At 71.3% G+C, this 26,822-nt stretch carries 25 protein-coding genes; 11 read left to right on the top strand and 14 right to left on the bottom strand.

Annotated features, from left to right (window positions below; translation table 11 throughout):
* The first annotated feature begins 101 nt into the window (after window positions 1-101).
* Window positions 102-1,256, top strand: coding sequence for a cystathionine gamma-synthase (locus ACH45E_RS35320; protein WP_361447460.1), 1,155 nt, complete (start codon window positions 102-104; stop codon window positions 1,254-1,256).
* A gap of 33 nt (window positions 1,257-1,289) precedes the next feature.
* Here ACH45E_RS35320 and ACH45E_RS35315 read toward each other — a convergent pair whose 3' ends face one another.
* The 3 genes from ACH45E_RS35315 to ACH45E_RS35305 all read right to left on the bottom strand — a co-directional run bounded on the left by ACH45E_RS35315 (window position 1,290) and on the right by ACH45E_RS35305 (window position 2,655).
* The gene (locus ACH45E_RS35315; protein WP_361447462.1) at window positions 1,290-1,538 is read right to left on the bottom strand and encodes a hypothetical protein; all 249 of its coding nucleotides are present in this window, start codon (window positions 1,536-1,538) and stop codon (window positions 1,290-1,292) included.
* Window positions 1,535-2,038: a sigma factor-like helix-turn-helix DNA-binding protein gene (locus ACH45E_RS35310; RefSeq protein ID WP_361447464.1), complete on the bottom strand. Its 504-nt coding sequence runs from the start codon at window positions 2,036-2,038 to the stop codon at window positions 1,535-1,537. The genes ACH45E_RS35315 and ACH45E_RS35310 overlap by 4 nt, the downstream gene beginning before the upstream one ends.
* 116 nt (window positions 2,039-2,154) lie before the next feature.
* Window positions 2,155-2,655, bottom strand: coding sequence for a MarR family transcriptional regulator (locus tag ACH45E_RS35305; RefSeq protein ID WP_361447466.1), 501 nt, complete (start codon window positions 2,653-2,655; stop codon window positions 2,155-2,157).
* A 163-nt stretch (window positions 2,656-2,818) separates the two neighbouring features.
* Here ACH45E_RS35305 and ilvA point away from each other — a divergent pair, with 163 nt between their 5' ends.
* The 3 genes from ilvA (at window position 2,819) to ACH45E_RS35290 (ending at window position 6,052) form a co-directional block, all read left to right on the top strand.
* Entirely contained in the window at window positions 2,819-4,048 is a 1,230-nt protein-coding gene (gene ilvA / locus ACH45E_RS35300; protein ID WP_361447468.1) for a threonine ammonia-lyase, read from the top strand.
* 112 nt (window positions 4,049-4,160) lie between these two features.
* Window positions 4,161-5,198 (top strand): ATP-binding cassette domain-containing protein, encoded by a 1,038-nt coding sequence (locus ACH45E_RS35295; RefSeq protein WP_361447470.1) that lies wholly within the window; start codon window positions 4,161-4,163, stop codon window positions 5,196-5,198.
* Window positions 5,195-6,052: an ABC transporter permease gene (locus ACH45E_RS35290; RefSeq protein ID WP_361447473.1), complete on the top strand. Its 858-nt coding sequence runs from the start codon at window positions 5,195-5,197 to the stop codon at window positions 6,050-6,052. Before ACH45E_RS35295 ends, ACH45E_RS35290 begins: the two co-directional genes overlap by 4 nt.
* Before the next feature lie 85 nt (window positions 6,053-6,137).
* Here the strand turns inward: ACH45E_RS35290 and greA are convergent, their stop codons facing one another.
* Both greA and ACH45E_RS35280 read right to left on the bottom strand, forming a co-directional pair.
* On the bottom strand, window positions 6,138-6,638 hold the full coding sequence (gene greA, locus ACH45E_RS35285; protein WP_361447475.1) for a transcription elongation factor GreA: 501 nt from the start codon (window positions 6,636-6,638) through the stop codon (window positions 6,138-6,140).
* Between the two features lie 169 nt (window positions 6,639-6,807).
* Entirely contained in the window at window positions 6,808-7,206 is a 399-nt protein-coding gene (locus tag ACH45E_RS35280; protein ID WP_361447477.1) for a DUF4307 domain-containing protein, read from the bottom strand.
* Window positions 7,207-7,364: 158 nt separating this feature from the next.
* Here ACH45E_RS35280 and mca point away from each other — a divergent pair, with 158 nt between their 5' ends.
* On the top strand, window positions 7,365-8,246 hold the full coding sequence (gene mca, locus ACH45E_RS35275; RefSeq protein WP_361447479.1) for a mycothiol conjugate amidase Mca: 882 nt from the start codon (window positions 7,365-7,367) through the stop codon (window positions 8,244-8,246).
* 1 nt (window position 8,247) lies between these two features.
* Window positions 8,248-8,502: a hypothetical protein gene (locus tag ACH45E_RS35270; protein ID WP_361447481.1), complete on the top strand. Its 255-nt coding sequence runs from the start codon at window positions 8,248-8,250 to the stop codon at window positions 8,500-8,502.
* Window positions 8,503-8,508: 6 nt separating this feature from the next.
* On the opposite strand, the gene ACH45E_RS35265 is transcribed toward ACH45E_RS35270, so the two are convergent.
* Both ACH45E_RS35265 and ACH45E_RS35260 read right to left on the bottom strand, forming a co-directional pair.
* The gene (locus ACH45E_RS35265; protein ID WP_361447483.1) at window positions 8,509-11,706 is read right to left on the bottom strand and encodes a tetratricopeptide repeat protein; all 3,198 of its coding nucleotides are present in this window, start codon (window positions 11,704-11,706) and stop codon (window positions 8,509-8,511) included.
* A 32-nt stretch (window positions 11,707-11,738) separates the two neighbouring features.
* The gene (locus tag ACH45E_RS35260) at window positions 11,739-12,137 is read right to left on the bottom strand and encodes a hypothetical protein (protein WP_361447485.1); all 399 of its coding nucleotides are present in this window, start codon (window positions 12,135-12,137) and stop codon (window positions 11,739-11,741) included.
* A 98-nt stretch (window positions 12,138-12,235) separates the two neighbouring features.
* Between ACH45E_RS35260 and ACH45E_RS35255 the strand changes: the two genes are divergently transcribed.
* Window positions 12,236-12,814, top strand: coding sequence for a helix-turn-helix domain-containing protein (locus tag ACH45E_RS35255; RefSeq protein WP_361447487.1), 579 nt, complete (start codon window positions 12,236-12,238; stop codon window positions 12,812-12,814).
* Window positions 12,795-14,843: a thioredoxin domain-containing protein gene (locus ACH45E_RS35250; RefSeq protein ID WP_361447489.1), complete on the top strand. Its 2,049-nt coding sequence runs from the start codon at window positions 12,795-12,797 to the stop codon at window positions 14,841-14,843. Before ACH45E_RS35255 ends, ACH45E_RS35250 begins: the two co-directional genes overlap by 20 nt.
* Here the strand turns inward: ACH45E_RS35250 and ACH45E_RS35245 are convergent.
* The 4 genes from ACH45E_RS35245 to ACH45E_RS35230 form a co-directional block, all read right to left on the bottom strand.
* Window positions 14,840-15,571 (bottom strand): Mut7-C RNAse domain-containing protein, encoded by a 732-nt coding sequence (locus ACH45E_RS35245; protein WP_361447491.1) that lies wholly within the window; start codon window positions 15,569-15,571, stop codon window positions 14,840-14,842. The genes ACH45E_RS35250 and ACH45E_RS35245 overlap by 4 nt on opposite strands.
* A gap of 33 nt (window positions 15,572-15,604) precedes the next feature.
* The gene (locus ACH45E_RS35240) at window positions 15,605-16,240 is read right to left on the bottom strand and encodes a TetR family transcriptional regulator (RefSeq protein ID WP_361447493.1); all 636 of its coding nucleotides are present in this window, start codon (window positions 16,238-16,240) and stop codon (window positions 15,605-15,607) included.
* Between the two features lie 2 nt (window positions 16,241-16,242).
* A complete protein-coding gene (locus ACH45E_RS35235) occupies window positions 16,243-18,072 on the bottom strand; it encodes an MFS transporter (RefSeq protein WP_399042199.1) in 1,830 nt (609 codons plus the stop codon).
* Window positions 18,073-18,181: 109 nt separating this feature from the next.
* Window positions 18,182-18,895 (bottom strand): hemolysin III family protein, encoded by a 714-nt coding sequence (locus ACH45E_RS35230; protein WP_361447495.1) that lies wholly within the window; start codon window positions 18,893-18,895, stop codon window positions 18,182-18,184.
* A gap of 337 nt (window positions 18,896-19,232) precedes the next feature.
* Between ACH45E_RS35230 and ACH45E_RS35225 the strand changes: the two genes are divergently transcribed.
* Entirely contained in the window at window positions 19,233-21,056 is a 1,824-nt protein-coding gene (locus ACH45E_RS35225; protein ID WP_361447496.1) for a phosphoenolpyruvate carboxykinase (GTP), read from the top strand.
* Between the two features lie 550 nt (window positions 21,057-21,606).
* Here the strand turns inward: ACH45E_RS35225 and ACH45E_RS35220 are convergent.
* Window positions 21,607-22,017 carry a hypothetical protein gene (locus ACH45E_RS35220; protein WP_361447498.1) on the bottom strand — a complete coding sequence of 137 codons (411 nt, stop codon included), beginning with the start codon at window positions 22,015-22,017 and terminating at the stop codon, window positions 21,607-21,609.
* Window positions 22,018-22,069: 52 nt separating this feature from the next.
* Window positions 22,070-23,281, bottom strand: coding sequence for a pyridoxal phosphate-dependent aminotransferase (locus ACH45E_RS35215; RefSeq protein WP_361447500.1), 1,212 nt, complete (start codon window positions 23,279-23,281; stop codon window positions 22,070-22,072).
* Window positions 23,282-23,406: 125 nt separating this feature from the next.
* Here ACH45E_RS35215 and ACH45E_RS35210 point away from each other — a divergent pair, with 125 nt between their 5' ends.
* A complete protein-coding gene (locus ACH45E_RS35210) occupies window positions 23,407-24,156 on the top strand; it encodes a hypothetical protein (RefSeq protein WP_361447502.1) in 750 nt (249 codons plus the stop codon).
* 154 nt (window positions 24,157-24,310) lie between these two features.
* Window positions 24,311-25,171, top strand: coding sequence for a serine protease (locus ACH45E_RS35205; RefSeq protein WP_361447504.1), 861 nt, complete (start codon window positions 24,311-24,313; stop codon window positions 25,169-25,171).
* Window positions 25,172-25,193: 22 nt separating this feature from the next.
* On the opposite strand, the gene ACH45E_RS35200 is transcribed toward ACH45E_RS35205, so the two are convergent.
* Window positions 25,194-26,804, bottom strand: coding sequence for a D-aminoacylase (locus ACH45E_RS35200; RefSeq protein ID WP_361447506.1), 1,611 nt, complete (start codon window positions 26,802-26,804; stop codon window positions 25,194-25,196).
* Between the last annotated feature and the right edge of the window lie 18 nt (window positions 26,805-26,822).

Genomic DNA, 26,822 nt, shown 5'->3' with positions numbered 1-26,822 from the left:
TTGGCCAACCGGTTCGCGGCACCTGTGGAAAACCCTCCCGCCCCACCGTCCGAGCCCCGCCGTCCGTCATCGGCCCCGCGAGCGCATTACGCTCGGTCCCCATGAGCGACAGGCACATCAGTCAGCATTTCGAGACTCTCGCGATCCACGCGGGCAACACCGCCGATCCCCTGACCGGCGCGGTCGTCCCGCCGATCTACCAGGTCTCGACCTACAAGCAGGACGGCGTCGGCGGCCTGCGCGGCGGCTACGAGTACAGCCGCAGCGCCAACCCGACCAGGACCGCCCTGGAGGAGAACCTCGCCGCCCTGGAGGGCGGCCGCCGGGGCCTGGCGTTCGCGTCCGGGCTGGCGGCCGAGGACACCCTGTTGCGTACGCTGCTCAGCCCCGGCGACCACGTCGTGATTCCCAACGACGCGTACGGCGGCACGTTCCGCCTGTTCGCGAAGGTGGTCACCCGGTGGGGGGTCGAGTGGTCCGTCGCCGACACCAGCGATCCGGCCGCCGTACGGGCCGCCATCACCCCGAAGACCAAGGCGGTCTGGGTGGAGACCCCCTCCAACCCGCTGCTCGGCATCACCGACATCGCCGCCGTCGCCCAGGTCGCCCACGACGCCGGCGCGAAGCTCGTCGTGGACAACACCTTCGCCACGCCCTACCTCCAGCAGCCGCTCTCGCTCGGCGCGGACGTCGTCGTGCACTCCCTCACCAAGTACATGGGCGGCCACTCGGACGTCGTCGGCGGCGCGCTGATCACGGCGGACGAGGGGCTGGGCGAGGAGCTGGCGTACCACCAGAACGCGATGGGCGCGGTCGCCGGGCCCTTCGACTCCTGGCTGGTGCTGCGCGGCACCAAGACGCTGTCGGTGCGCATGGACCGGCACAGCGAGAACGCCACGAAGATCGCCGACATGCTCACCCGGCACGCGCGCGTGACGAGCGTCCTGTACCCGGGCCTGCCCGAGCACCCCGGTCACGAGGTGGCCGCCAAGCAGATGAGGGCGTTCGGCGGCATGGTCTCCTTCCGGGTCGCGGGCGGCGAGGAGGCGGCCGTCGAGGTGTGCAACCGGGCGAAGGTCTTCACGCTCGGCGAGTCCCTGGGCGGTGTCGAGTCGCTGATCGAGCACCCGGGGCGCATGACCCACGCCTCCGCGGCCGGCTCGGCCCTGGAGGTACCCGCCGACCTGGTCCGCCTCTCCGTGGGCATCGAGAACGTCGAGGACCTTCTGGAGGACCTCCAGCAGGCCCTCGGCTAGGCCCGGCTCCCGGGGCTCCAAGGGCTCCCGGGGTCACCAGCCGGTCAGCGGTGGAGTCGTCTGGGACGGCGGCTCCACCCAGGGGTGTGCCGTCAGCGCCCAGACGGTGAAGGCGACGCACGCGGCGCACAGCAGCAGCCACATCAGGCGGCGGGCCGCGGCCCTGCGGCGCAGCAGGCGGCCGCCGCGCCGCACGGCGTCCGCGTACAGCTCCGGCGGCACCCGCGGCGACATCTGTTCCATCATGTGCCGCACGGTGGCCTCACGCGCGGACCGGTTCATGACGGCGCCACCTTCGCTCCCGCAACCGTCGGTCGCTGTCTGCGGGGCGGGTCCAGCACGGTGGCCGTCGCGCGGTCGCAGATGACGCAGACCCGCTCCAGGGACAGCCCGAGCAGCGCCGCCACCTGCTCCTCGGCCACTCCTTCGTACAGCCGCAGGACGACGATCAGGCGCTCCTGGGGCGTGAGGACGGCCAGGGCGCCGCGGGGGTGCGGGCGGGGCCGGGCGAAGCCGCCGTACTCGTGCCAGGCGCCGCGGGCGAACCGTGTGGCCAGGTACTGGCGGGCGCAGTCGTACGGGTCCTCCCCGCGCAGCCGGTCCCAGCACGCGTACGTGTGCGCGAGCGTCAGCGTCAGCAGGTGCCGCGCGCGCGGGTTGTCGTCCGGCGCCTCCCCGGTGAGCAGTGTGGCGGCATGCAGCAGCCGCCCGCCCGCACCCGCGACGAACGCCTCGAACTCCCGGGCACGGCGGGCGTGTCCTGACGCCTGCCGTTCTCGCACCACGCCTCCCCCTGGGGGGCCGTCTTGTCTCATCTGAGGCCAGTGGCGGGCCCGTGGTCAAGAGCCGTGCGGCACGCGCGTGTGCGGACCCGCCGCCCGGGGCGGCGCGGGGGAGCTCAGGAGGCCGACGGCGTCTCCGGCACGCCCTGGACCGTCATGCGCGCGGAGAGCGCGGTGTTGAAGCGCGTCAGGAGCGTGCAGAACGCCTCGCGCTCCCCCGGCGCCCAGTCGTGGGTCAGCTCGGCCATCAACTGCCGCCTGGACGAACGCACTTCCTCCAGCCGGGACAGCCCGCGCGGCGACAGCTGGAGCACCACCGCACGGCCGTCCTCGGGGTGCGAGGTGCGCTTGACGAGCCCTGTGTCCACGAGTGGAGCAACCTGCCGGGTGACCGTCGAGGAGTCGATCCCCATGCTCGCGGCGAGCGCCTTGACGCCCATCGGGCCTTCCTTGTCGAGGCGGTTGAGCAGCAGGTATGCGGCGCGGTCCATGGAGTTGCGCACCTGCCCGACGCCGCCGAGCCGGGTCTGTTCGGCACGGCGGGCGAACACCGCGACCTCGTGCTGCAGCGTGTCGAGGAGACCGGGGTCACCGACGGTCGTCATGTCCATCGACATTTCAGGTGTTGTGGGCATGGCCGGGGGCTCGCTTCATGAAGGGGGTGCTGGGTTGGGGGACAGAGTACGCGGCCGGGGGGTGGGCCGTACCGGGGCTGCGCAAACCGGTCTCGGAGCTTGGTCACACCAGTCGCTCGCGACTGTGAACTGCGAGACTGGAGTCATGAGCTACAGCACGGCTGACTCTTTCCTGCCCGTGACCCTCGACGACGTGCGCGGCGCGCAGAAGATGCTGTCGGGGGTGGCGCGGACGACCGCGATGGAGGGCAGCCGGCACCTGTCCCAGCTCGTCTCCGCGCCGGTGCACCTGAAGTGCGAGAACCTCCAGCGGACGGGTTCGTTCAAGCTGCGCGGCGCGTATGTGCGGATCGCGGGGCTGCTGCCCGAGGAACGGGCCGCGGGAGTGGTCGCCGCGAGCGCCGGCAACCACGCGCAGGGCGTGGCGCTGGCCTCCGCGCTGCTCGGGGTGCACGCCACCGTGTTCATGCCGAAGGGCGCACCGCTGCCCAAGATCAGCGCCACCCGTGACTACGGCGCCGAGGTGCGCCTGCACGGCCAGGTGGTCGACGAGACCCTGGCCGCGGCCCAGGAGTACGCGGCCGAGACCGGTGCGGTGTTCATCCACCCCTTCGACCACCCGGACATCATCGCGGGGCAGGGCACGGTCGGCCTGGAGATCCTGGAGCAGTGCCCGGAGGTGCGCACGATCGTCGTCGGCATCGGCGGCGGCGGGCTCGCGGCCGGCATCGCGGTGGCGGTCAAGGCGCTCCGGCCGGAGGTGCGGATCGTCGGTGTGCAGGCGGCGGGGTCGGCGGCCTACCCGCCCTCGCTCGCGGCCGGGCGTCCCGTGGCGATCGAGAACCCGGCGACGATGGCCGACGGCATCAAGGTCGGGCGGCCCGGCGACGTGCCGTTCCGCATCATCGGCGACCTCGTCGACGAGGTCCGCACGGTCAGCGAGGATGAGCTGTCCGCGGCGCTGCTGCTGTGTCTGGAGCGGGCCAAGCTGGTCGTCGAGCCGGCCGGTGCCAGTCCGGTCGCCGCGCTGCTGAGCGGTCCCGGCGCCTTTCCCGGGCCGGTCGTCGCGGTGCTCTCCGGCGGCAACGTCGATCCGGTGCTGCTCCAGCGCGTCCTGCGGCACGGCATGGCCGCGCAGGGCCGCTACCTGGCCGTTCGGCTGCGGCTGACCGACCGTCCCGGCGCCCTCGCCACGCTTCTCGGGGTGTTGTCAGTGGTGGACGCTAACGTCCTCGACGTGAGCCATGTACGGACCGACCCCCGGCTCGGGCTCACGGAGGCGGAGGTCGAGCTGCACCTCGAAACGAAGGGACCGGCGCACTGCGTCGAGGTCGGCCAGGCGTTGCGCGAGGCGGGTTACACGGTCATTGCCTGAGGCCGCGGCCTCGGGGTTCACTCGTTCGAGTATTTCCATTGAGGGACGCGATACATCGCGTTAGTCTGTGCCGCGGATCCTCCGAAGCATCCCCGAAGACGTGGAGACTCATATGCCAGGCGCCATCTATGCCGAAGGCCTGGTGAAGACCTTCGGCGACGTAAAGGCATTGGACGGCGTCGACCTCGACGTTCCCGAGGGCACGGTCCTCGGCCTGCTCGGGCCGAACGGCGCGGGCAAGACGACGACCGTCCGCTGTCTGACGACCCTGCTGCGCCCCGACCGCGGCCAGGCGGTCGTCGCGGGCATCGACGTGCTCAAACACCCCGACGCCGTACGCCGCTCCATCGGTCTCTCCGGCCAGTTCGCGGCCGTCGACGAGTACCTGACCGGCCGGGAGAACCTGCAGATGGTGGGCCGGCTGTACCAGATGAGGGCCAAGGCGGCGAAGACCCGCGCGGAGGAGCTGCTGGAGCAGTTCCACCTCACGGAGGCCGCCGACCGGCCCACCAAGACCTACTCCGGGGGCATGCGTCGCCGGCTCGACCTCGCGGCGGCCCTCGTGGTCTCCCCGCCCGTGATGTTCATGGACGAGCCGACGACCGGTCTCGACCCGCGCAACCGGCAGCAGCTCTGGGAGGTCATCAAGCAGCTGGTCTCGGGAGGGACGACCCTGCTGCTCACCACCCAGTACCTGGAAGAGGCCGACCACCTCGCCCACGACATCGCGGTCGTCGACCAGGGCCGGGTCATCGCCCAGGGCACCTCCGACCAGCTCAAGGCCCGCACCGGCGGCGAGCGTGTGGAGGTCGTGGTGCACGAGCGTGACCATATCGCCACCGCGGAAGAGGTGCTGCGCGGCTTCGGCAAGGGCGACACCACGGTCGAGGAGCACACCCGCAAGCTCACGGTGCCCGTCACCGGCGGCGCCAAGCTGCTCGCCGAGGTCATCCGCGAGCTGGACACCCGCGGCATCGAGATCGACGACATAGGGCTGCGCCGTCCCACCCTCGACGACGTCTTCCTGTCCCTGACGGGACACGTGGCCGAGGTGAAGGACGAGGAGAACGGCGCCGCGAAGTCCGACGCCAAGACCGCCGCGAAGGCTGGCGCGAAGACCGCCGCGAAGAACAAGGAGAGCGTGAAATGAGCGCCGTCACCGACACCGTGCCGGTCGCGGCACCCCGCAACGCCGTCAGCCAGTCCGTCCGGGACTCGCTGATCGTCGCCCAGCGGAATCTGATCCGCATGTCCAGGATTCCCGAAATGGTCATCTTCGGGCTCATCCAGCCGATCATGTTCGTGGTGCTGTTCACCTATGTCTTCGGCGGCTCCATGCAGATCGGCGGCAGCACGAGCCCGAGCGCCTACAAGAACTTCCTCATGGCCGGCATCTTCGCGCAGACCGTCACCTTCGCCACCGCCAGCTCCGGCGCCGGCATCGCCGACGACATGCACAAGGGCCTCATCGACCGCTTCCGCTCGCTGCCCATGGCACGCGGCGCGGTGCTCACCGGGCGCACGCTCGCCGACCTGGTCCAGACGGCACTGACCCTGCTCGTCCTGGCCGTGGTCGCGCTGCTGGTCGGCTGGCGCACGGGGACGGTGGGGGACACCAACGCCGGGAAGGTCCTGGCGGCCTTCGGTCTGCTGCTTCTGCTCGGGTACGCGTTCACCTGGATCGGCGCCCTGATCGGTCTGTCCGTGCGCACACCGGAGGCGGCCACCTCCGGCGGGCTGATCTGGCTCTTCCCGGTGACCTTCATCTCCAACGCGTTCGTCGACACCAGCAACATGACCCCGTGGCTGCGCCATGTCGCGGACTGGAACCCGTTCAGCGCCACCGTCCAGGCGGCCCGCGTCTTGTTCGCCAACGCGCCCAAGTCGGCGTCGGACGCCTGGCCCATGCAGCACCCGGTGTGGGCCTCGCTGATCTACTCGGTCCTGATCGTCGTCATATTCCGGACCCTCGCGGTGCGCAAGTACCGCTCGGCGACGGCATGACGGCGACCGCATGACAAGGCCCCCGGCGCCAGGTGGACGCCGGGGGCAGGTCAGGAAACGGTAGGCAGGGCCGGGCCGGAGCCTCTCAGCCCGAGTACGGCTCGGCCTTCAGGATCCGCACCGAGGCCCTCTTGCCGTTCGGCAGCTCGTACTCCGCGTCGTCGCCGACCTTGTGGCCGATCACGCCGGCGCCCAGCGGGGACTGCGGCGAGTACGTCTCGATGTCGGCACTCGCGTACTCGCGCGAGGCGAGCAGGAACGTCATGGTGTCGTCCTCGTCACCGTCGAAGGCGATCGTCACGACCATGCCCGGCGCGACCGCACCATCGGTCGAGGCCGGAGCCTCGCCGACCTGGGCGTTCTCCAGGAGCTGGGTCAACTGGCGCACACGGAGCTCCTGCTTGCCCTGCTCCTCCTTGGCCGCGTGGTACCCGCCGTTCTCGCGCAGGTCGCCCTCCTCGCGCGCGGCCGCGATCTTGGCGGCGATCTCCGTGCGCGCAGGACCAGTAAGGTACTCAAGCTCATCCTTGAGCTTGTTGTACGCCTCCTGGGTCAGCCAGGTGACGTTCTCGCTGGTCTGGGTCACAGGGTGCTCCTCGTCGGTACTGGGAATACAAAGCATCGCCCTACCCAGAAGAATGTTCCTCCATGGGAGGGCGAAACCACGAGCCTAACAATTCAACCGCCGAAGGGGGAGGACATAAGCCTCCAGATTCATGTCAACGCAGGTCAGCGCCTACGCATTCCAGATGACGTCAGTCGGCGTGGCACCCGAGCAGCTCGGCTGTGGTCCCCTTGGACGTCGTACGGAGCGTGACCACCTTGTCGATCCGTGTGGCGGATCCGGAGAAGCGGAAGTCCGCCCGGCCCACCACCTCACCGTCGGCGGCCTGGGAGCGCAGGGTGCAGTAGCCGGAGGCGCCGGAGTCCTTGTGGACCTCCAGATGCACCTTGACCGCGTCGTCCGAGGCGTCGAAGGTGATCACCTGCGCGCTGATCTCGTTCTCGGCGACGTAGTGGTAGGCGAAGTAGCCGATCAGCGCCAGCAGGGCCGCGCCGAAGACCACCGCGGCGACCTTGAGCTTGCGGTCCGCGCGCTCGTCCGATGAGCGGCCGTACCGGCCCTCAGGGAGCCGCGTGCTCGCCGTGCTCATGATCGTCCTCTCCGCGGAATTATTCGCCCGCCGTTTCGGTCACTATAGAAGCCTCCCGCCCGCCACCCGACCACCGCCCCTCAACGACGTCCCTGCGGGACGGCACCTTTTGCATCGCACCCGGAGACACGGGGGCGCCGACTTATGAGGATTGAGTCTTGACTGACCAACTGCGGCTGATGGCCGTCCACGCGCACCCCGACGACGAGTCGAGCAAGGGCGCGGCCACCATGGCGAAGTACGTGTCGGAGGGGGTGGACGTGCTGGTGGTGACCTGCACCGGCGGGGAGCGGGGCTCCATCCTCAATCCGAAGCTCCAGGGCGACAAGTACATCGAGGAGCACATCCACGAGGTCCGCAAGAAGGAGATGGACGAGGCCCGCGAGATCCTCGGGGTCACGCAGGAATGGCTCGGCTTCGTGGACTCCGGCCTGCCCGAGGGCGACCCGCTGCCCCCGCTGCCCGAGGGTTGCTTCGCCCTCGAGGACGTCGACAAGGCGGCCGGTGAGCTGGTCAAGCAGATCCGCTCCTTCCGTCCCCAGGTGATCACCACCTACGACGAGAACGGCGGCTACCCGCACCCCGACCACATCATGACCCACAAGATCTCGATGGTGGCGTTCGAGGGCGCGGCGGACACCGAGAAGTACCCGGAGAGCGAGTTCGGCCCGGCGTACCAGCCGCTGAAGCTGTACTACAACCAGGGCTTCAACCGCCCGCGCACCGAGGCCCTGCACAAGGCGATGCTCGACCGGGGCCTGGAGTCCCCCTACGGCGAGTGGCTCAAGCGCTGGAGCGAGATCGAGCGCAAGGAGCGCGTGCTCACCACGCACATCCCCTGCGCGGAGTTCTTCGAGATCCGTGACAAGGCGCTGATCGCGCACGCCACCCAGATCGACCCGGACGGCGGCTGGTTCCGCGTCCCGATGGACGTCCAGAAGGAGGTCTGGCCGACGGAGGAGTACGAGCTGGCGAAGTCCCTCGTCGATACCTCCCTCCCCGAGGACGACCTCTTTGCGGGCATCCGCGACAATGCCTGACATGAGCGCGAGCCTGGCACTGACGCACCTCGTCCCCCTCGCCAAGGAGGTCGACGAGAACAAGGTCACCCCCGGCGTCCTCGGTTTCATCGTCTTCGCGGTGATGGCCGTGGCCGTCTGGGCCCTGATGAAGTCCATGAACAAGCACATGCAGAAGGTCGACTTCAAGGAGGCCCCGGACCCCAAGGGCGAGTCCGGGGACCCCGAGGGGGAGTCCGAAGCCGCCCCCGCCGACGCCAAGTCCCAGCGGGGCTGAGCGGGGTCACTGCCCGGCCGGCACCGGGACGCCCATCACCTCCCGGGCATGCCGGTCCGGCACCATCCCCAGCCGCCATGCCTGCCAGCCCGCTTCCAGGCTGACACCCCGTTCCAGGAGCAGCTGGTACGCACCGACGTATTCGCCCAGCTTCTCGTCCCGGCCCGGGTGGCCGGCCCGGGCGAGCTGGGCCAGTTCCTCCTGGGCCACCGCCGTGCCGACCTCCACCCCGCCGGGGGCCGCGTACGGCAGCAGGGTGCAGCGCAGGAAGCGGGCCCAGTCCTCGCCCCTGCGGTCGCCGTACCCGGTGAACAGACCGAGGGCCTCGTCGCACAGGCTGAGGGCCTGCTGGGTGCGGGCGTTGCCCGCGTCGACGACCGCCAGTTCCAGGCAGGTCCAGGCCTCGCCGTGGCCGACGCCGATGCGCTGGAAGTCGGCGCGGGCGTCGACCAGGAGCTGACGGGCGAAACCGGAGTTGCGCAGCGAGCCGGTCTGGGCGGCGCGCTGGTCGCGGGTGACGCGGGCCGAGTGGTGACGGGCGCAGGCCAGGCCGTAGACGTCCCGCATCCGCGAGAACATCGTGCGGGAGCGCTCCAGCTCACGGACCGCCTGGTCCAGATCGCCGGTCTCCTCCAGCGCCAGGCCCAGGTAGAAGCCCGTCCAGGCCTCGCCGCGCACATCCTCGTTCTCCCGGTGCCGGGCGGCCGCCTGGCGCAGGCCCTCCACCGCCGGGGACGCGTCGCCGTCGACCAGCCGGGCCCGGGCCAGCTGCGTCAGGGCCCAGGCCTCGCCGCGGGCGTCGCGGGTGCGGCCGTAACGGTCGAGGGCGGCCCCCAGTTCCGTCTCCGCCCGGGGCACGTCGCCCATGCGCAGGGCCAGCTGGCCGAGCTGGAAGTGGGCCCAGGCCTCGCCGTGCACCGAACCGCCCTCGCGGTGCAGGACCAGGGAACGCGTCAGCAGGTCCAGGGCTTCCGGCAGGCGGGCGCGGTCGCGCTGCACCGCGGCCAGCGCATGCATCGTCCAGGCCCGGTCCGTGGCCAGCTCGGGCGCCGACTGAAGGTCCAGGGCCTCCTGCAGCTTGGCCGCCGCCTCCGTGAGGTTGCCCTGGTGGTGCAGGGTGATACCGAGCGAGCACAGGGCCCGCGCGGCGCCCGCGTCGTGATGGGCCTCCAGATAGAGGTCGACCACGGACGTCAGGGTGGTGCGTGCCTTGTCCAGCTCACCGAGCTGACGTGCCGCGATACCGGTGCGCCACTGCACGGAGCGCACCAGCAGACCCTGGTCCACCGCCTGGGCGAGCTCGCTGATCTCACCGAGGCGGTAGAGGTCGCCCCGCAGCAGGCAGTAGTCGCACAGGGCGCCGAGCAGGTTCAGCACCGCCGACTGGTTCACGCCTTCCGCATGGCGCAGCGCCGCCGTGATGAAGCTCGACTCGTCGTCCAGCCAGCGCAGCGCCTCGTCGAGGGAGGTGAAGCCGTGCGGGCCGAAGCGGTCCGAGCGGGTCGACATGTTGCCGTCGACCAGGCGGAGCACGGAGTCGGCGAGTTCCGCGTAGTTCACGATCAGGCGTTCCTGCGCGGCCGTCCGCTCGGCCGGTTCCTCCTCGTCCAGCAGACGGGCGTGGGCGAAGGCACGCACCAGGTCGTGCAGCCGGTAGCGGTTGCCGCGGACGTGGTCGATCAGGCCGGCCCGGGCGAGGGCGACGAGGTGACGGGTGGCTTCGGCCTCGTCGGTGGCGAGCAGCGCGGCCGCCGCGGCGGCGCCGAGGGAGGCGCGGCCGGCCAGCGCCAGCCGTCTCAGCAGCCGCCGGGCCGGCTCCGACTGGTCGGTGTAGCGCAGCCACAGCACGCGCTCCACCGGCTCGACCGGGCCGTATGCCGCCAGGTCCGAGGCCAGCTGAGGCGCTGATCGCGGGCCCAGGCAGGAACCCGCGACGCGCAGCGCCAGCGGCAGGCCGCCGCACAGCTCCCGGATCAGGTCGCTGGACTGGGCGTCGTAGGGCCCCGAGGTGTCCTGCGCGGCCGCGTCCAGCAGTTCCTCCGCACCCGCCGCCTCCAGGGGCTCGACCGGGAGCTGGTGCACCCAGGCCGGCAGGTCCGGCGGCAGGTCGAGCGGCCCCCGCGCGGTGACCAGCACCAGGCTGTCCGAGCGGTCGGGAACGAGGGCGCGGACCTGCTCGGCGTTCGAGGCGTCGTCCAGCACGATCGTCACCGGCAGGCCCGTCAGATGCTGGTGGTAGAGCTCGCTCAGCCGCTTGACCTGCTGGTCGGGGGAGGACCGCTCACGGAACAGCAGCTGCTCGCGGGGCGCGCCGAGCCGGTTGAGCAGATGCAGCAGCGCCTCCCGGGTGGACAGCGGCGGCTCCTGGCTGTCGCCGCGCAGATCGACGACGACCGCGCCGCGGAAATGGTCCTTCAGCTCGTGCGTGGCGCGGACCGCGAGGGTCGTCCGGCCCGAGCCGGGCGTCCCGTACAGGACGACCACCGTCGGCCGGGTCTCGGTCGTCGCCCGGGCCGACTGCACCCACTGCCTGATCCGGGCCATCTCCGTCCGCCGCCCCGCGAACGGGCCCTCGGGGTCCGGTAGTTGGGTGAAGGACTGCTCGAGCACGGAGCGCCTGCGGGCCGCCGCGCTCTTGTCCGAGCCGCGCAGCTGGGGCCCGTTCTTCTTCGGGCCGGTGGAGGCGCTGAGCACCCGCTGCTGGTCGAGGAACGGACGGATGCCCCGTACCTCCAGCGCGGTCAGCCACTGCAGACGCAGTTGCTCCGGGCCGCCCGGCTGGCCGGCCGCGCCGGCCCGGTGGTGGGCGGCGGGCAGATGGGAGCCGGCGACTTTGACGACGGTGGCCGCCGCGCCCACGACGCCGACGGCGACACCCGCGCCGAACGCGGTCGCCGCGCCGGTGCCGAGCGACAGGTCGGCCACGGTGGCCGCGACCGCCGCGACTCCCGCCACCAGCAGGGGAGTACCGGCGCCCTCGCGCGCGTACCGCTGGGCGAAGGTGAGCCGTCCCGCCTCCCCCTCGTCGAGGGCGCGCGTGTACGCCTCGTACTCCTCGGCGGCCGTCGTGGAGATCGAGTCCAGTGCGCCGCGCGCCCGCGACAGCAGCACCTGCCCGTCGGCCCGTCCGCCCGAGCGCCGTACCTCCTCTTCCACGGCCCGCGCCACCAGCCGCTCGGCCTCCGCCCGATGGCCGTCCCGCATGTTCCGTCCCCCTCCGGCGGTAACTCCTTTGCCTATGAGTGTCCTTCGGAGGGGGCGGGAGCGCGAGAGGGCCGACGATCACGGAGTGCCAGAAGCACGCAGGCGGTGGCGAGCGCGGCCTCCGCCATCGCGCAGGCGGCGGCCTGTAACAGGGCGGCGCCCGAGGGCGCCGTGGTGATGTCGAACCAGGCGTCGAGGACCGCGACGGCGGCCGTCGCGGAGGAGGTGAGGCGGGCTCGGTGGTCGCCGCGCAGGCCGAGGAAGGCCGTGGCGGCGCAGCCCGTGGCCATGAAGAGGTCGAGGCCGATCCAGGCGAGGGACCAGTGCCGGACCTCGGTGCTCGCCGGGAGGGTCAGACCGAGCACCACCATCCACGGCACCAGCAGGGCCGAGGCCGCGCCGAGCAGGATCAGGATCCGTTTCGTTCGCATGCCCCCACACTAGACCGCAGAGAAAATTCTGCAAAGAAAATTCTGCGGATATCGGGGACGACTCAGGGACGTCTCAGGGATAGGGATACCGTGACGGCATGACCGAGATGACCAGCCTCGAGCGCACCGCTCTGTACAAGTCCCTCGGCAATCCCCTGCGCCGCCGGATCCTCGACTACCTCGGCCGGCACGGCGAGGCGAACTCCACCGTGCTCGCCCGCGAACTCGGCGAGAGCTCCGGCACCACCAGCTACCACCTGCGCAAACTCGCCGAGCAGCGGCTCATCGAGGAGATCCCGGAGAAGTCCGGCGGCCGTGAACGCTGGTGGCGGGCCCTGCCCTTCAGCCACACCACGCCCGACCCGGCCACGATGTCCCCGGAGGAGTACGCGGCGGCCGAACACCTCGCCCTGCTCAAGATCGAGATCGACACCCGTCTCTTCCGCCGCGCCCACGAGGAGTACCGGGGCCCGCAGGGCTGGGCCCAGGTGCAGCGCACCGGCACCTGGATGACCAAGGAGGACCTGCTCGCCTTCGTCCGCGACTACCAGGAACTCCTCGACCGCTACGGCCACTCCGACGAGGACGTCCCGGAGGGGGCGCGCCGGGTGAACCTGCGCTTCTACGCCGCCCCCGACGCCGTGGGAGAGTGGAACGGTGAACCGACTGGCCCATGAGACGTCCCCGTACCTGCTCCAGCACGCCGACAACCCCGTCGACTGGTGGCCCTGGTCGGCCGAGGCCTTCGCAGAGGCCCGCGAGACCAACAAACCCGTGCTGCTCAGCGTCGGGTACAGCAGCTGCCACTGGTGCCATGTCATGGCGACGGAAAGCTTCGAGGACCAGGCCACCGCCGACTACCTCAACGACCACTTCGTCAACATCAAGGTCGACCGCGAGGAGCGCCCCGACGTCGACGCCGTCTACATGGAGGCCGTCCAGGCGGCCACCGGGCAGGGCGGCTGGCCCATGACGGTCTTTCTCACGCCGGACGCCGAGCCCTTCTACTTCGGCACCTACTTCCCGCCCGCCCCCCGGCACGGCATGCCCTCGTTCCGGCAGGTACTGGAAGGTGTGCGGCACGCCTGGAGCGAGCGCAACGACGAGGTGACCGAGGTCGCCGGGAAGATCGTGCGGGACCTCTCACAGCGGGAGATCGGCTACCAGACGGCGCAGGTCCCCGGCGAGGAGGAGCTCGCCCAGGGCCTCCTCGGTCTCACCCGCGAGTACGACCCGCAGCGCGGCGGCTTCGGCGGTGCGCCCAAGTTCCCGCCGTCGATGGTCCTCGAGTTCCTGCTGCGCCACCACGCCCGGACCGGCGCCGAGGGCGCCCTGCAGATGGCGCGGGACACCTGCGAGCGCATGGCGCGCGGCGGGATCTACGACCAGCTCGGCGGCGGCTTCGCCCGCTACTCCGTCGACCGTGACTGGATCGTGCCGCACTTCGAGAAGATGCTGTACGACAACGCCTTGCTCTGCCGTGCGTACGCCCACCTGTGGCGGGCCACGGGATCGGAGCTCGCCCGCCGGGTCGCCCTGGAGACCGCCGACTTCATGGTCCGCGAACTGCGCACGGCCGAGGGCGGGTTCGCCTCCGCGCTGGACGCCGACAGCGACGACGGGACGGGCCGGCACGTCGAGGGCGCGTACTACGTGTGGACGCCGCGGCAGTTGACTCAGGCGCTCGGTCCCGAGGACGCCGAACTCGCCGCCCGGTACTTCGGTGTGACCGAGGAGGGCACCTTCGAGGACGGGCAGTCGGTGCTGCAACTTCCGCAGCAGGACGGCGTGTTCGACGCCGAGAGGATCGAGTCCGTCCGGGAGCGCCTGCTGCGGGTGCGCGGCGAGCGTCCCGCCCCCGGGCGCGACGACAAGGTGGTCGCCGCCTGGAACGGCCTCGCGATCGCCGCCCTCGCCGAGACCGGCGCCTACTTCGACCGCCCCGACCTGGTCGAGGCCGCGGCCGGCGCCGCCGACCTCCTCGTACGGCTGCACCTGGACGAGCACGGCCACCTGGCCCGCACCAGCCGCGACGGCCGGGCCGGCGCCAACGCCGGTGTGCTGGAGGACTACGCCGATGTCGCCGAAGGGTTCCTGGCGCTGGCGTCCGTGACCGGTGAGGGGGTGTGGCTGGACTTCGCCGGGCTGCTCCTCGGCCATGTGCTCACCCGCTTCACCGACCCGGCCAGCGGCGCGCTCTACGACACCGCGGCCGACGCCGAGCGGCTGATCCGCCGGCCGCAGGACCCCACCGACAACGCCGCCCCCTCCGGCTGGACGGCCGCCGCGGGCGCCCTGCTGGGCTATGCCGCCCACACGGGTTCCGAAGCCCATCGGGCCGCCGCCGAGAAGGCGCTGGGCGTGGTGAAGGCGCTCGGCCCGCGCGTCCCGCGGTTCATCGGGTGGGGCCTGGCCGCCGCCGAAGCCCTCCTCGACGGGCCCCGCGAGGTCGCGGTCGTCGGACCCGGCCTCGACGACCCGGCCACAAGGGCCTTGCACCGTACGGCACTTCTGGGCACCGCCCCGGGCGTGGTCGTCGCCGTCGGCACCCCGGAGGGCGAGGAGTTCCCGCTCCTCGCCGACCGTCCCCTCGTGGACGGTGAACCGGCGGTGTACGTCTGCCGCAACTTCACCTGCGACGCCCCGACGACCGACCCGGAGCGCCTGCGCGCCGCCCTGAGCGGCTTGAGCGGAACGACTGGCTAGTCCCGGTCGGTGAACTCGGCCAGGGCGCGCTCCACGATGGCCTCCAACTGGTCGTGGTGCGCGCCCTTCCAGTAGGCGCGACCGCACTCGGCGCACTGGGCGAAGACGTCGTACGAGCGCTGGGTGCCGTGCTTGAGCTGGTCGGCGACCTCCTCCTTCGTGGCGTCCCGCAGCACGCCGTTGCACGCGGTGCAGCGGGTCCAGGGGCGCAGGTCGGGGTGGAAGCGGTCGAGGATGTCGCGGAGCTGGTCGTCGGGGCGGGTGCTGTAGACGTAGGCGCCCGCCCACAGTTCGCGGCGGCGCAGCAGGCCCCGGTCGCGGCTGAGCATGACCCGCTGCTCGGCGGCCGAGCGGGCGGCCAGCGCCGGGTCGCCGATGTCCGTCGACTCGTACGCCGTGTCCACGCCGAGCAGGCGGAGCCGGCGGGCCAGGGTGCCGAGGTGGACGTCGAGGAGGAACCTCAGGGGAGCGCCGGGGACGAGCTGGGGGCGCTCGACCGCCCGTACGTCCACCCGCTCGCCGGCCGCCGGGACGTGCGAGGTGGGCACCTCGCGGCCGTCCACGACGAGTGCGCCGACCTCGGTCAGCGGGACGCCGAGGGACTCGACGACGTGGCCGAGGGTCGAGACGCCGTCGGTGGGCAGTGCGGTGGCGCCCAGGCGGCGGGCGTGCGGCACGAACAGCCGCAGCTCGGGGGCGACTTCGACGTGGATCTCGGGACCGTTCACCTGGTCAGGATCGCACGGGGAGGGGGCCGGGCCTCAGCGGTTTTCGGTGGGCAGGCCGTGTTCCATGACGTCCAGGGCGCGGTCCATGAGGTCGCGGAGTTCGTCCTGGTAGCCGTTCTCCGCCCAGTACATGGAGACCTCCATCAGTCCTCCGACGAGGGACATCGCCTGGACCCGGACCTCCAGGGAGTCGGGTGCCAGGCCGGTGCGGTCCGCTATCGCCTCACGGAGCAGCCGGCCGGTGGCCGACATGCTCTCCAGCATCCGGGAGCGGACCGCCGGTACCTCGGCCCCGAGGCGGGCCCGCAGCCGGGCCACCACGGGGTCGTCCTGCATCCCGGCGTCGACGGCCTTGCGCATCACGTGCCGCAGGGATTCGGCCCACGGTTCGTCCGCGGGCCGGGCGCGCAGTTCCTCGAGGAGGACCGGGTCGTACTCGTCCGTGAGGACGATGTCCTCCTTGGTCGGGAAGTACCGGAAGACGGTCGACGGCGAGACCTCGGCCCGGTCGGCGATCTGCTCGATCGTGGTGGCGTCGTAACCCTGCTCCTCGACCAGGGCGTACGTCGCCGTGCGGATCGCCTCACGGGTCTTGATCTTCTTCCGCTCCCGCAGGCTCAGCTGCGGGCGGTCGGCCGGGGAGGAGGTGCGTGCCGTCATGCTGGTCATTGTCAGGCATCCAGCTCGGAGGCGGCCACGCCCGGGGCGGACACCGGGGGCTCCGCACCGGCGGCGGGCCCCTCCGGGGCGGGGGCGGGAAGTCTGCCGTTCGTGGTTGTGGCGGGGGCGGGGGCGGGGGCTTCGTCGGGTGTGGTCGGGGTGAGGTGCTTGCCGCCCGTGGCCGGTGTGGAGGTCCTTGTCCCCGGGGCGGGGGCGCGGAGCACGGTGTCCGCAGACGGTGCGGGGGCCTTGCCGGCGGCGGGGGCGGGGATCTTCGCGGGTCCCTCCGGGGTGGGGCCTTCGGCGGGTGTCGTCGGGGTGGGGCGGTTGCCGTCCGTGGTCGGTGCGGTGGGCAGGAAGGCTCCGGCGAGCAGGGCGGTGGCCAGGGAGGCGATGCCGCAGACCAGCAGGACCAGGCCCATGCCGTGTACGTAGGCGGCGTTCGCGGAGGCCGCCAGGTGGGCCGAACCCGCTTCCCCGGCGACGATGTGCGCGGCGACCACCGACTCCCCGGCGGTGTGCGCGGCCTCGCCGGGCAGCCCGGTGACGTCCAGCCGGTCGCGGAAGGTGCTCGCCAGCAGGCTGCCCAGCAGGGCGATACCGATCGCGCCGCCGACCTGGCGCAGCGTCATCAGCAGGCCCGAGCCGCTGCCGGCCCGGTCGGCGGGCAGGGCCGCCAGCGCCCCGGCCATCGCGGGCACCACCGAGAAGCCGAAGCCCAGACCGGCGATCGACAGCCACAGCGCGGTGAAGCCGTAGCCGGAGTCCACGCTCGTACGGCTGCCGAGCAGTGCGGCGAAGGCGAGCACCACCAGGCCCGCGCTGACCACGGCCCGCGCCCCGAACCGGGCCACGACCGGCTGTGCGCCCTTCGCGGCGACCATCAGCCCGCCCATCATCGGCAGCAGCCTCAGGCCGGTGCCGAAGGCGTCGTGGCCGAGGACGACCTGAAGGTACGGCGGCAGGACGAACATCAGGCCGGACAGGAAGAACATCACCAGGGTCGCGGCGATGGTGTTGAGCAGGAAGCCGCGCTGGCGGAGCAGCGTCATGTCGAGCATGGGCCGGGTCATCCGGCGCTCACGCAGCACCAGTCCGGCCAGGAGCACGGCGGCGGCGGCGAACATCCCGGCCACCAGCGGGTCGCCCCAGCCGCGGTCGGGCGCCTCGATGATCGCGTAGATGAGGGTGCCGAGGCCGGTCGCGGTGAGCGCGGTGGAGAGCACGTCGACCTTGGGGGAGGCGGGGTCGCGGGTCTCGGGGAGCAGGAAGACGCAGGCCGCGACGCCGATGCCGACCATGGGTACGTTGATCAGGAACACCGAGCCCCACCAGAAGTGGTTCAGCAGCCAGCCGCCGATGATCGGGCCGAGCGGCATGCCGAGCGCGGAGGCGGCGGAGATGATGCCGACGGCCTTGGTGCGCTCCTCCGGCCCGAACAGCGAGGGCAGGATGGACAGCGCGAGCGGGGTGATCAGGGCGCCGCCGATGCCCATGAACGCGCGGGCGGCGATCACCCAGTTCACGTCCCCCGCCATCGTGCCGACCAGCGAGCCCGCGAGGAAGACGCCGAGGCCGGCGATCAGCATCCGGCGACGGCCGAAGCGGTCGCCGAGCAGTCCGGCGGGGAGCATCAGCGCCGCGAAGACGATGACGTACGCGTCCGCCATCCACTGCTGTTGGCCGGTGGTGGCGCCGAGCTGCTCCGCCATGCTCGGCAGCGCCACGTTGAGGATCGTCATGTCGAAGCCGAGCACCAGCATGCTCGCGACCAGGGCCCCGAGGGCCCACCAGCGGCGGGGGTCGCGCCGCGTCTCTTCGGTGTTCGTGACAGTAGCCATGAAATGAGAGTAGCTTTCAAATTATGGTTGCCGTCAATACCTAGTGAGTGTCAGGGCATAAAAATGGCCACGGCTCTCGCGAGCCGTGGCCTTGGTGTGGCGCGGGGGGTCAGCCGTGGGTGTAGGCGACCAGGGAGATGCCGACGTAGTGGACGACGAAGGCGGCGAGGGTCAGGGAGTGGAACACCTCGTGGAAGCCGAACCAGCGCGGTGACGGGTTGGGCCGCTTGATTCCGTAGATCACGCCGCCCGCGCTGTAGAGCAGGCCGCCGACGATCACCAGGACCAGGACGGCGATGCCCCCGGTGTGCAGGAAGTCGGGCAGGAAGAAGACGGCCGCCCAGCCCATCGCGATGTAGCAGGGGGTGTAGAGCCAGCGCGGGGCGCCGACCCAGAAGACACGGAAGACGATGCCCGCGGCAGCGGCCGCCCAGACGCTCCAGAGCAGCCACTGCCCCTTGCCGCCCGGCAGGAGCAGCAGCGTCAGCGGGGTGTAGGTGCCCGCGATGATCAGGAAGATGTTGGCGTGGTCGAGTCTGCGCAGGATGCCGTCCATGCGCGGGCTCCAGTCGCCCCGGTGGTACAGCGCGCTGACCCCGAACAGCAGGCAGGCGGTCAGTACGTAGATCCCGCAGGCGATCCGGCCGCGGGTGGAATCGGCGAGAGCGGTGAGTACCAGGCCCGCGATGAGCACGGCCGGAAACATACCCAGATGCAGCCAGCCGCGAAGCTTGGGCTTGACCGGGTGCGGCAGGGAGAGCGCGACGGGACCGCGGCCGGCGGCCGGCATGTCCGTGGGCGCGTCGGGGACGGACGCAGTCATGACCGGCATCGTATCTACGGAACCGTAAGTTACGGATGAGTCCCGGTCGATGACCGCCGGAGAGTGTCCATCCTCTCACGGGCGGCCAGGGGTCGCAGCGCAAAAAATCCCCCAGGCGAACTCAACGTGCACGCAAAGGATCCCGGAGTTATCCCGGAAGGGTGCGGCTAACCGTGGCGTTCCTCACGTCGCTCACTTGTGAGGCACTCTGGACAGATGCGCAGTAGCATCGGATGATCAAATGAGTGCGGTCGGCACCGGATGAGCGGCTACGAAGCGTCCGGGCCGCAGCCCCCACGGGGCCCAGAAGAAAAAAATCCCTCATTTAGGAGCAATCGTGGCGCGCGACATCGCGGCTCCCCCCGTCATCCCCACCAACCACCAGGAACTGATCTCGTGGGTGAACGAGATCGCCGAACTGACGCAGCCGGACAACGTGGTCTGGTGTGACGGATCCGAGGCCGAGTACCAGCGACTGAGCGAGGAGCTCGTCGCCAAGGGGACCTTCAGGAAACTCGACCCGGTCAAGCGCCCCCACTCCTACTACGCCGCCTCGGACCCGACCGATGTCGCCCGGGTCGAGGACCGGACCTTCATCTGCTCCGAGGAGGAGAAGGACGCGGGTCCGACCAACCACTGGAAGGCGCCCGCGGAGATGCGGGCCATCTTCCAGGGCGAGAATGGCCTGTTCCGCGGCTCGATGCGGGGCCGCACGATGTACGTCGTGCCGTTCTGCATGGGCCCGCTCGGCTCGCCGCTCTCCGCGCTCGGCGTGGAGATCACGGACTCGGCGTACGTCGCCGTCTCGATGCGCACGATGACGCGCATGGGACAGCAGGTCCTGGACGAACTCGGCGACGAGGGCTTCTTCGTCAAGGCCGTGCACACCCTCGGTGCCCCGCTGGAGCCCGGCCAGGAGGACGTGCCCTGGCCCTGCAACTCGACCAAGTACATCTCGCACTTCCCCGAGAGCCGCGAGATCTGGTCCTACGGCTCCGGGTACGGCGGCAACGCCCTGCTGGGCAAGAAGTGCTACGCCCTGCGCATCGCCTCCGTCATGGCGCGCGACGAGGGCTGGCTGGCCGAGCACATGCTGATCCTCAAGCTCACCCCGCCGCAGGGCGAGTCGAAGTACGTCGCCGCGGCCTTCCCCTCCGCCTGCGGCAAGACCAACCTCGCCATGCTGGAGCCGACGATCTCCGGCTGGACCGTGGAGACGATCGGCGACGACATCGCCTGGATGCGGTTCGGCGAGGACGGCCGGCTCTACGCGATCAACCCCGAGGCCGGTTTCTTCGGCGTGGCGCCCGGCACCGGTGAGCACACCAACGCCAACGCGATGAAGACGCTGTGGGGCAACGCGGTCTTCACCAATGTCGCGCTCACCGACGACGACGACATCTGGTGGGAGGGCATGACCGAGGAGCAGCCCGCCCATCTGACGGACTGGAAGGGCAACGACTGGACCCCGGCGTCCGACACTCCGGCCGCTCACCCCAACGCCCGCTTCACCGTCCCGGCCTCGCAGTGCCCGATCATCGCGCCGGAGTGGGAGGACCCGAAGGGCGTGCCGATCTCGGCGATCCTGTTCGGCGGCCGCCGGGCGTCGGCGGTGCCGCTGGTGACGGAGTCCTTCGACTGGAACCACGGCGTCTTCCTCGGCGCCAACGTGGCCTCCGAGAAGACCGCCGCCGCCGAGGGCAAGGTGGGCGAACTGCGCCGCGACCCGTTCGCGATGCTGCCCTTCTGCGGCTACAACATGGGCGACTACATGGCCCACTGGGTCGACGTGGCCAAGGACAAGGACCAGTCCAAGCTGCCGAAGATCTACTACGTCAACTGGTTCCGCAAGAACGACGAGGGCAAGTTCGTCTGGCCCGGCTTCGGTGAGAACAGCCGCGTCCTGAAGTGGATCGTGGAGCGCCTGGACGGCAAGGCGGCCGGCGTCGAGACCCCGATCGGCGTGCTGCCGGCCCGGGGCGCCCTCGACACGGACGGCCTCGACCTCGCCGACTCCGACCTCGACTTCCTGCTCACGGTCGACAAGGAGGTCTGGCGCGACGAGGCGAGCCTGATCCCCGACCACCTCAACACCTTCGGCGACCACACCCCGAAGGAGCTGTGGGACCAGTACCACGCCCTGGTGTCCCGCCTGGGCTGACAATTCGCTCCGCTGGGGGCCGGATTCGCAACAGGAGTGTTGTGGGCCCGGCCCTTCGGCGTGCGCGCGTTGGGTGGGGGTGGCAGTGGGCTTGGGGTTGCTCGCGGTCCGGCACCGCCGGAGACCGCCGCGGTGGCTGAGCGCCGTCGCGGCGGATTCGAAATCGCGGCGGGTTCGAAGTTGCGGCGGGGGGCGAGGTGGCGGGCGGTTCGAAGTTGCGGCGGGGGCGAGGTGGCGGCGATCTCAAAGGGGCGGCGGATGGCCGTGCTCGCGGCAGCCGGCTCGGTGGCGCTCTTGAACCAGCCGCACCCGTTGAACCCACCGCACCCGTTGAACCAGCCGCACCCCTTGATCCGCCGCAACGGAGCTCAGCCACGACGGCGTTGCCCGGCGGTCCGCACGTCGCTCGACCCACGACAGCAGACCCGGCCGCGCATGAACACACCGCCGGCCAGAAGCACCGCCGAAGCCAACGCAGTGCTGTGGCGCCCGGTCCGCGCGTCGCTGCGGGTGCACGCGGACCGGGGCCGTCGAGGGGACCCCGGGGGGGTCAGTGGGCGGCGGTGATCGATTCCTGGGGTGCCGCGTGGGCGTCCATGCGCTCGGCCGCGAGGATCGCCGCCGCCGTGTCGGCGCGGGAGGCCGCGACGACGAGGGCGCGGCCCGCGAGGGCGTGGGCCCGCTGGTGGAGCGCCGACGGCTCACCCGCGGGGGTCGTGGACGCGCGGAGCGGAGCGCGGCCGCCCCGCAGGCGCGACACCTGTGCGGACAGCTGTTCGGCCGCCGCGTCCAGGTCGGTCGAGGGGGCCAGCGCGCGCAGTTCGTCCGTGACGGCTAGGAGCGCCGCGAGGTGCCCGGCGAGCTGGATGTCCAGCTCCTCCTCGCGCGACCGGTGGGGGAAGTTCGAGGTGGTGCCGGCCATCGCGCGGTGGACCGACTTGGTGCGGATCGGCTCGTACATGGGAGATGGCCTCCTGTGCTCTGACAGGAAGCCATCCTAGCTTAGATTTCGTCTAAAGTTGGTTGTAGCCGTCGAGGAAGGTCCCGATCCGGGTCACCGCGTCCCGTAGATCGCCCACCGACGGCAGGGTCACCACCCGGAAATGGTCCGGTTCGGGCCAGTTGAAGCCGGTCCCCTGGACCACCATGATCTTCTCCTGGCGGAGCAGGTCCAGGACCATCCGCCGGTCGTCCTTGATCTTGAAGACCTGCGGATCCAGGCGCGGGAACAGGTACAGCGCCCCCCTGGGTCGTACGCACGTCACGCCCGGGATCTGGGTGAGCAGGTCGTAGGCGACGTCCACCTGCTCCTTCAGCCGCCCGCCCGGCAGCACCAGGTCCTTGATCGACTGCCGCCCGCTGAGGGCGGCCACCACCCCGTGCTGGCCCGGCATGTTCGCGCACAGGCGCATGTTGGCCAGGATGGTCAGGCCCTCGATGTAGGAGTCGGCGTGCGCGCGCGGGCCGGAGATCGACATCCAGCCCACCCGGTAACCGGCCACCCGGTAGGCCTTCGACATGCCGTTGAAGGTGAGGGTCATCAGGTCCGGGGCGACGGCCGCGGTCGGCGTGTGGGTCGCGCCGTCGTAGAGGATCTTGTCGTAGATCTCGTCCGAGCAGACCAGCAGATTGTGGCGGCGGGCGATGTCGGTCAGCCCGCGCAGCACCGTCTCGTCGTACACCGCGCCCGTCGGGTTGTTCGGGTTGATGATGACGATCGCCTTGGTGCGGTCGGTGACCTTGCGCTCCACGTCGGCGAGGTCGGGCATCCAGTCGGACTGCTCGTCGCAGCGGTAGTGGACCGCCGTGCCGCCGGAGAGGGAGACCGCCGCGGTCCACAGGGGGTAGTCCGGCGCCGGTACGAGGACCTCGTCGCCGTCGTCCAGCAGGCCCTGCATCGCCATCACGATCAGCTCGGAGACGCCGTTGCCGATGAAGACGTGCTCGACGTCCGTCTCGATGCCGATGGTCTGGTTGTGCATGACGACCGCGCGGCGGGCGGCCAGCAGGCCCTTGGCGTCGCCGTAGCCGTGGGCCGTGGAGACGTTGCGGAGGACGTCCTCGAGGATCTCGGGCGGGCACTCGAAGCCGAACGCGGCGGGGTTGCCGGTGTTCAGCTTCAGGATGCGGTGTCCCGCCGCCTCCAGCCGCATCGCCTCCTCGAGCACCGGGCCCCGGATCTCGTAACAGACGTTGGCGAGCTTCGTCGACTGGATCACCTGCATGTCTGGGAGCTTACGGCCCGGTAACGCCTGCCGGGTCGTGTTTTCCGACACGTGAGACGGGCGCTTTGCTCCGTTATCGCCGGTAGCTGTCCCAGAAACCCCATGCGTCTCTAGAATCCCGCGCCATGGCGAGCCCTACCGATCCCCGGCCGAACAGCGAGCACCCGCCGCCGCCGAACGTGTACCACCCGTCGGCCCCGGCGGCTCCGGCGTACGAGGAGTACGCCGACCCGGCCGCCGCCCACGGCTGGCAGAACGCGTACGACGAGACGCGCGAGCTGCCGGTGACCCTCGGCGAGGAGCCGCATCAGGGGCCGTACCAGGAGCCGTACCAGGGGCCGCCCCGGGAGTCGTTCCGCGAGGAGCCGCCCGCCGGTGCGCCGTCCGGGCACCGCCGTGCCGCGGGGCCGCGCCCCCGGAGGCGGCCGGCCGTCCGGCGCGGTCGCCGTACGGCGGTCACCGCCGGGGCGGTGGGTGTCGTGTCCCTGGCCGCCGTGATCGCCGGATTGTCGTCCTCGGGTTCGTCGGACGCGCCGCAGGGACGGCAGGGGCGTACGACGGCGACGGCCGGGGACGACACCACGGCACCCGGGAAGCCGGCGTCCCCGTCCGGCTCCTCCGGCTCCTCCGGCGCCGCGACGGCCGCCGCGCCCGAGCCGAGCGGACCGCCCGCGGCGGGGGCGGGGGCCACGGCCACCCGCGGCGCCGGGACCGCCACGCGGTCCGCGAACCCCGGCACCACGTCCGCCGCGCCATCGAGCACCCCGACGACCGCCTCGGCCACTGAGACGCCCACGGCCTCCGCCACGACGGGCACGTCCGGCCCCGGCAACTCCAGAGGGCACGGCCGGGGGAACACCAAGGGCCCCAAGTAGGGCTGTTTCGTGGCGGGTTGACCCTCACGCGACACGCGGCGCATTGCCTGCGGCTTATTGCCGTCCCCCCTCGTTCACATCAGAATGCACATGACAAGACGGGCGAGCGGCCGGAAGATCTCCGGTCGCTCACGTCTGCAGAGGGGACCCCCACATGAACAAGCCTCTCCTTGCCGCGCTCGCGACCCTGGTGATCACCGGGGCGGGCATGGCACCGGCGGCCGCCGCCACGGCCACCACCGAGAGCGCCGCCGCGACCAAGGCCGCGGCACCCACGGTCAAGGCAGTCAACTTCGCCGGCACCGTCTCGCTCAGCAACTGCTCCGGCTCGGTCGTCCGCCTCCCCAACTCCGCGGACAGCGACCCGGCGCTGGTCATGACCAACGGCCACTGCCTGGAGACCGGCTTCCCGGACCCCGGCGAGGTCATCGTCGGCCAGTCCTCCAGCCGCACCTTCGGCCTGCTCAACTCCTCGGCCACCCGGGTCGGCACGCTGCGCGCGAGCAAGGTCGTGTACTCGACGATGACCGACACCGACGTCACGCTCTACCAGCTGACCACCACGTACGCGCAGATCAAGAGCTCGTACGGGATCAGCGCGCTGACGCTCCAGGACACGCACCCGGTGGCCGGCACCGCCATCACGGTCGTCTCCGGCTACTGGAAGCGGACCTACGCCTGCAACGTCGACGGGTTCGTCTACCGCCTCAAGGAGGGCGACTGGACCTGGAAGGACTCGCTCCGCTACACCTCCGCCTGCCAGACCATCGGCGGCACCTCGGGCTCGCCGGTGATCGACAACTCCACCGGCAAGGTCGTCGCCGTCAACAACACCGGGAACGAGGACGGCGAGCGCTGCACCGAGAACAACCCGTGCGAGGTCGACGCCAACGGCACCGTGACGGTCCGCAAGGGCATCAACTACGCCGAGGAGACCTACAACATCCCGGCCTGCTTCACCACCGGCAACAAGCTCGACCTCACCCTCAGCGGCTGCACCCTGCCCAAGCCGTGACAAAGAGGTGACGGGCGGGCGGTCACCGGGGAGTCCGGCGGACCGCCCGTCCCGCCAGCGCATCCGTCCGGCGGCCGTCCTCGATCACGAACCGGCCGTCGACCAGGACGTACGGGATGCCGACGGGCAGCGCGCGCGGCTGCTCGAAGGTCGAACCCGCCGCGACCGTGGCCGGGTCGAACAGGACCAGGTCGGCGCGGTGTCCCTCGCGGACGAGCCCCCGGTCCGGCAGGCGCAGCCGGGCCGCGGGCCGCGCGGTGAGGTGGTGGACGCACTCCTCCAGCGACAGCACGCCCAACTCCCGTACATAGCGGCCGAGGTAGTGCGGAAAGGTGCCGTACGCCCGCGGATGCGGCTTGGCACCCTGGAGGATGCCGTCCGAGCCGCCGGTGTGCGTGCGGTGCCGCATGATCGCCCGGACGTTTTCCTCGTGGCCGACGTGCTGCAGGATCGTCGAGCCCAGCCGGTCCTCGACCAGCAGCCGCCGGACGGCGTCCCAGGGGGCCTCGCCCCGCAGCCGGGCCGACTCCAGGACCGTACGGCCCACATGACCGGCGAGGGCGGGGTCCGCCACGCCGGAGATCTCGATCGTGTCCCACTCGACGGGCACGCCGTGGCAGCCGTCCGAGCCGGTGACCTCCAGATCGTGCCGGATCCGCTCGGCCGTCGGCCCGTCCGCGAGCCGCGCCAGGACCGCCTCCGGGCCGCCCGCGCTCGCCCAGCTCGGCAGCAGCGCGGCCAGGGTCGTGCAGCCGGGCGTGTAGGGGTAGGTGTCGAGGCTGATGTCGGCCCCGGCGGCGAGCGCGTCGTCCAGAAGGGTCAGCAGATCCGCCGCGCGGCCCTTGTTCACGCCGAAGTTCATGGTGGCGTGGGCCAGATGGAGCGGGCAGCCCGCCTTCCGGCTCAGCTCCACCATCTCCGCGTACGCCTCCAGCGCGCCAGCCCCGTACGAGCGGTGGTGCGGGCAGTAGTAGCCGCCGTACGACCCCACCACCCGGCACAGCTCGGTGAGTTCGGCGTCGTCGGCGTACATGCCGGGCGTGTAGGTGAGCCCGGACGACATGCCGACCGCGCCATGCTCCATACCCTGCGCGACCAACTCCCGCATCCGGCCCAGCTCTTGAGGTGTCGCCGGGCGGTCCTCCCAGCCGACGACCAGCGCGCGGACCGTGCCCTGCGGGATCAGATAGGCCGCGTTCACGGCGATGCCCCGGTCCAGCCGGCCCAGGTACTCGCCCACCGAGCGCCAGTCGAAGTCGATGTCGTCGCCGTGCCCGTTCCAGCCGGTGATCGCCCGGCGCACCCCGTCGAGCGTACGGTCGTCGACCGGCGCGTACGACAGCCCGTCCTGGCCGATGACCTCCAGCGTCACGCCCTGCGCGGCCTTCGCGCTGTGGTCGGGGTCGCGCAGCAGGGCCAGGTCGCTGTGCGCGTGCATGTCGATGAAGCCGGGGGAGAGGACCAGGCCCTCCGCGTCCAGCTCCCGCATCGCGCGCGGACGCTGGCAGCCCGCCGCCGCTGCCTCCTTGACGATGGCGGTGATCCTGCCGTCGTCGATCACCACGTCCGCGCGGTACGACGGCGCACCGCTGCCGTCCACGACGTCGGCGTCCCGGATGACGAGGTCTTCCACGTCCGGCCTCCCTTGAAA

It is taken from the genome of Streptomyces sp. NPDC020299 (assembly GCF_044387825.1).
GTDB lineage: Bacteria > Actinomycetota > Actinomycetes > Streptomycetales > Streptomycetaceae > Streptomyces.
This window is presented reverse-complemented; position numbering and strand designations above follow the sequence as displayed.

Coding starts and splice junctions, on each gene's coding strand:
- ACH45E_RS35320 (WP_361447460.1), top strand. CDS start 102: ATGAGCGACAGGCACATCAGTCAGCATTTCGAGACTCTCGCGATCCAC.
- ACH45E_RS35315 (WP_361447462.1), bottom strand. CDS start 1,538: ATGAACCGGTCCGCGCGTGAGGCCACCGTGCGGCACATGATGGAACAG.
- ACH45E_RS35305 (WP_361447466.1), bottom strand. CDS start 2,655: ATGTCGATGGACATGACGACCGTCGGTGACCCCGGTCTCCTCGACACG.
- ilvA (WP_361447468.1), top strand. CDS start 2,819: ATGAGCTACAGCACGGCTGACTCTTTCCTGCCCGTGACCCTCGACGAC.
- ACH45E_RS35295 (WP_361447470.1), top strand. CDS start 4,161: ATGCCAGGCGCCATCTATGCCGAAGGCCTGGTGAAGACCTTCGGCGAC.
- ACH45E_RS35290 (WP_361447473.1), top strand. CDS start 5,195: ATGAGCGCCGTCACCGACACCGTGCCGGTCGCGGCACCCCGCAACGCC.
- ACH45E_RS35280 (WP_361447477.1), bottom strand. CDS start 7,206: ATGAGCACGGCGAGCACGCGGCTCCCTGAGGGCCGGTACGGCCGCTCA.
- ACH45E_RS35270 (WP_361447481.1), top strand. CDS start 8,248: ATGAGCGCGAGCCTGGCACTGACGCACCTCGTCCCCCTCGCCAAGGAG.
- ACH45E_RS35265 (WP_361447483.1), bottom strand. CDS start 11,706: ATGCGGGACGGCCATCGGGCGGAGGCCGAGCGGCTGGTGGCGCGGGCC.
- ACH45E_RS35260 (WP_361447485.1), bottom strand. CDS start 12,137: ATGCGAACGAAACGGATCCTGATCCTGCTCGGCGCGGCCTCGGCCCTG.
- ACH45E_RS35255 (WP_361447487.1), top strand. CDS start 12,236: ATGACCGAGATGACCAGCCTCGAGCGCACCGCTCTGTACAAGTCCCTC.
- ACH45E_RS35240 (WP_361447493.1), bottom strand. CDS start 16,240: ATGACCAGCATGACGGCACGCACCTCCTCCCCGGCCGACCGCCCGCAG.
- ACH45E_RS35235 (WP_399042199.1), bottom strand. CDS start 18,072: ATGGCTACTGTCACGAACACCGAAGAGACGCGGCGCGACCCCCGCCGC.
- ACH45E_RS35230 (WP_361447495.1), bottom strand. CDS start 18,895: ATGACTGCGTCCGTCCCCGACGCGCCCACGGACATGCCGGCCGCCGGC.
- ACH45E_RS35220 (WP_361447498.1), bottom strand. CDS start 22,017: ATGTACGAGCCGATCCGCACCAAGTCGGTCCACCGCGCGATGGCCGGC.
- ACH45E_RS35215 (WP_361447500.1), bottom strand. CDS start 23,281: ATGCAGGTGATCCAGTCGACGAAGCTCGCCAACGTCTGTTACGAGATC.
- ACH45E_RS35210 (WP_361447502.1), top strand. CDS start 23,407: ATGGCGAGCCCTACCGATCCCCGGCCGAACAGCGAGCACCCGCCGCCG.
- ACH45E_RS35205 (WP_361447504.1), top strand. CDS start 24,311: ATGAACAAGCCTCTCCTTGCCGCGCTCGCGACCCTGGTGATCACCGGG.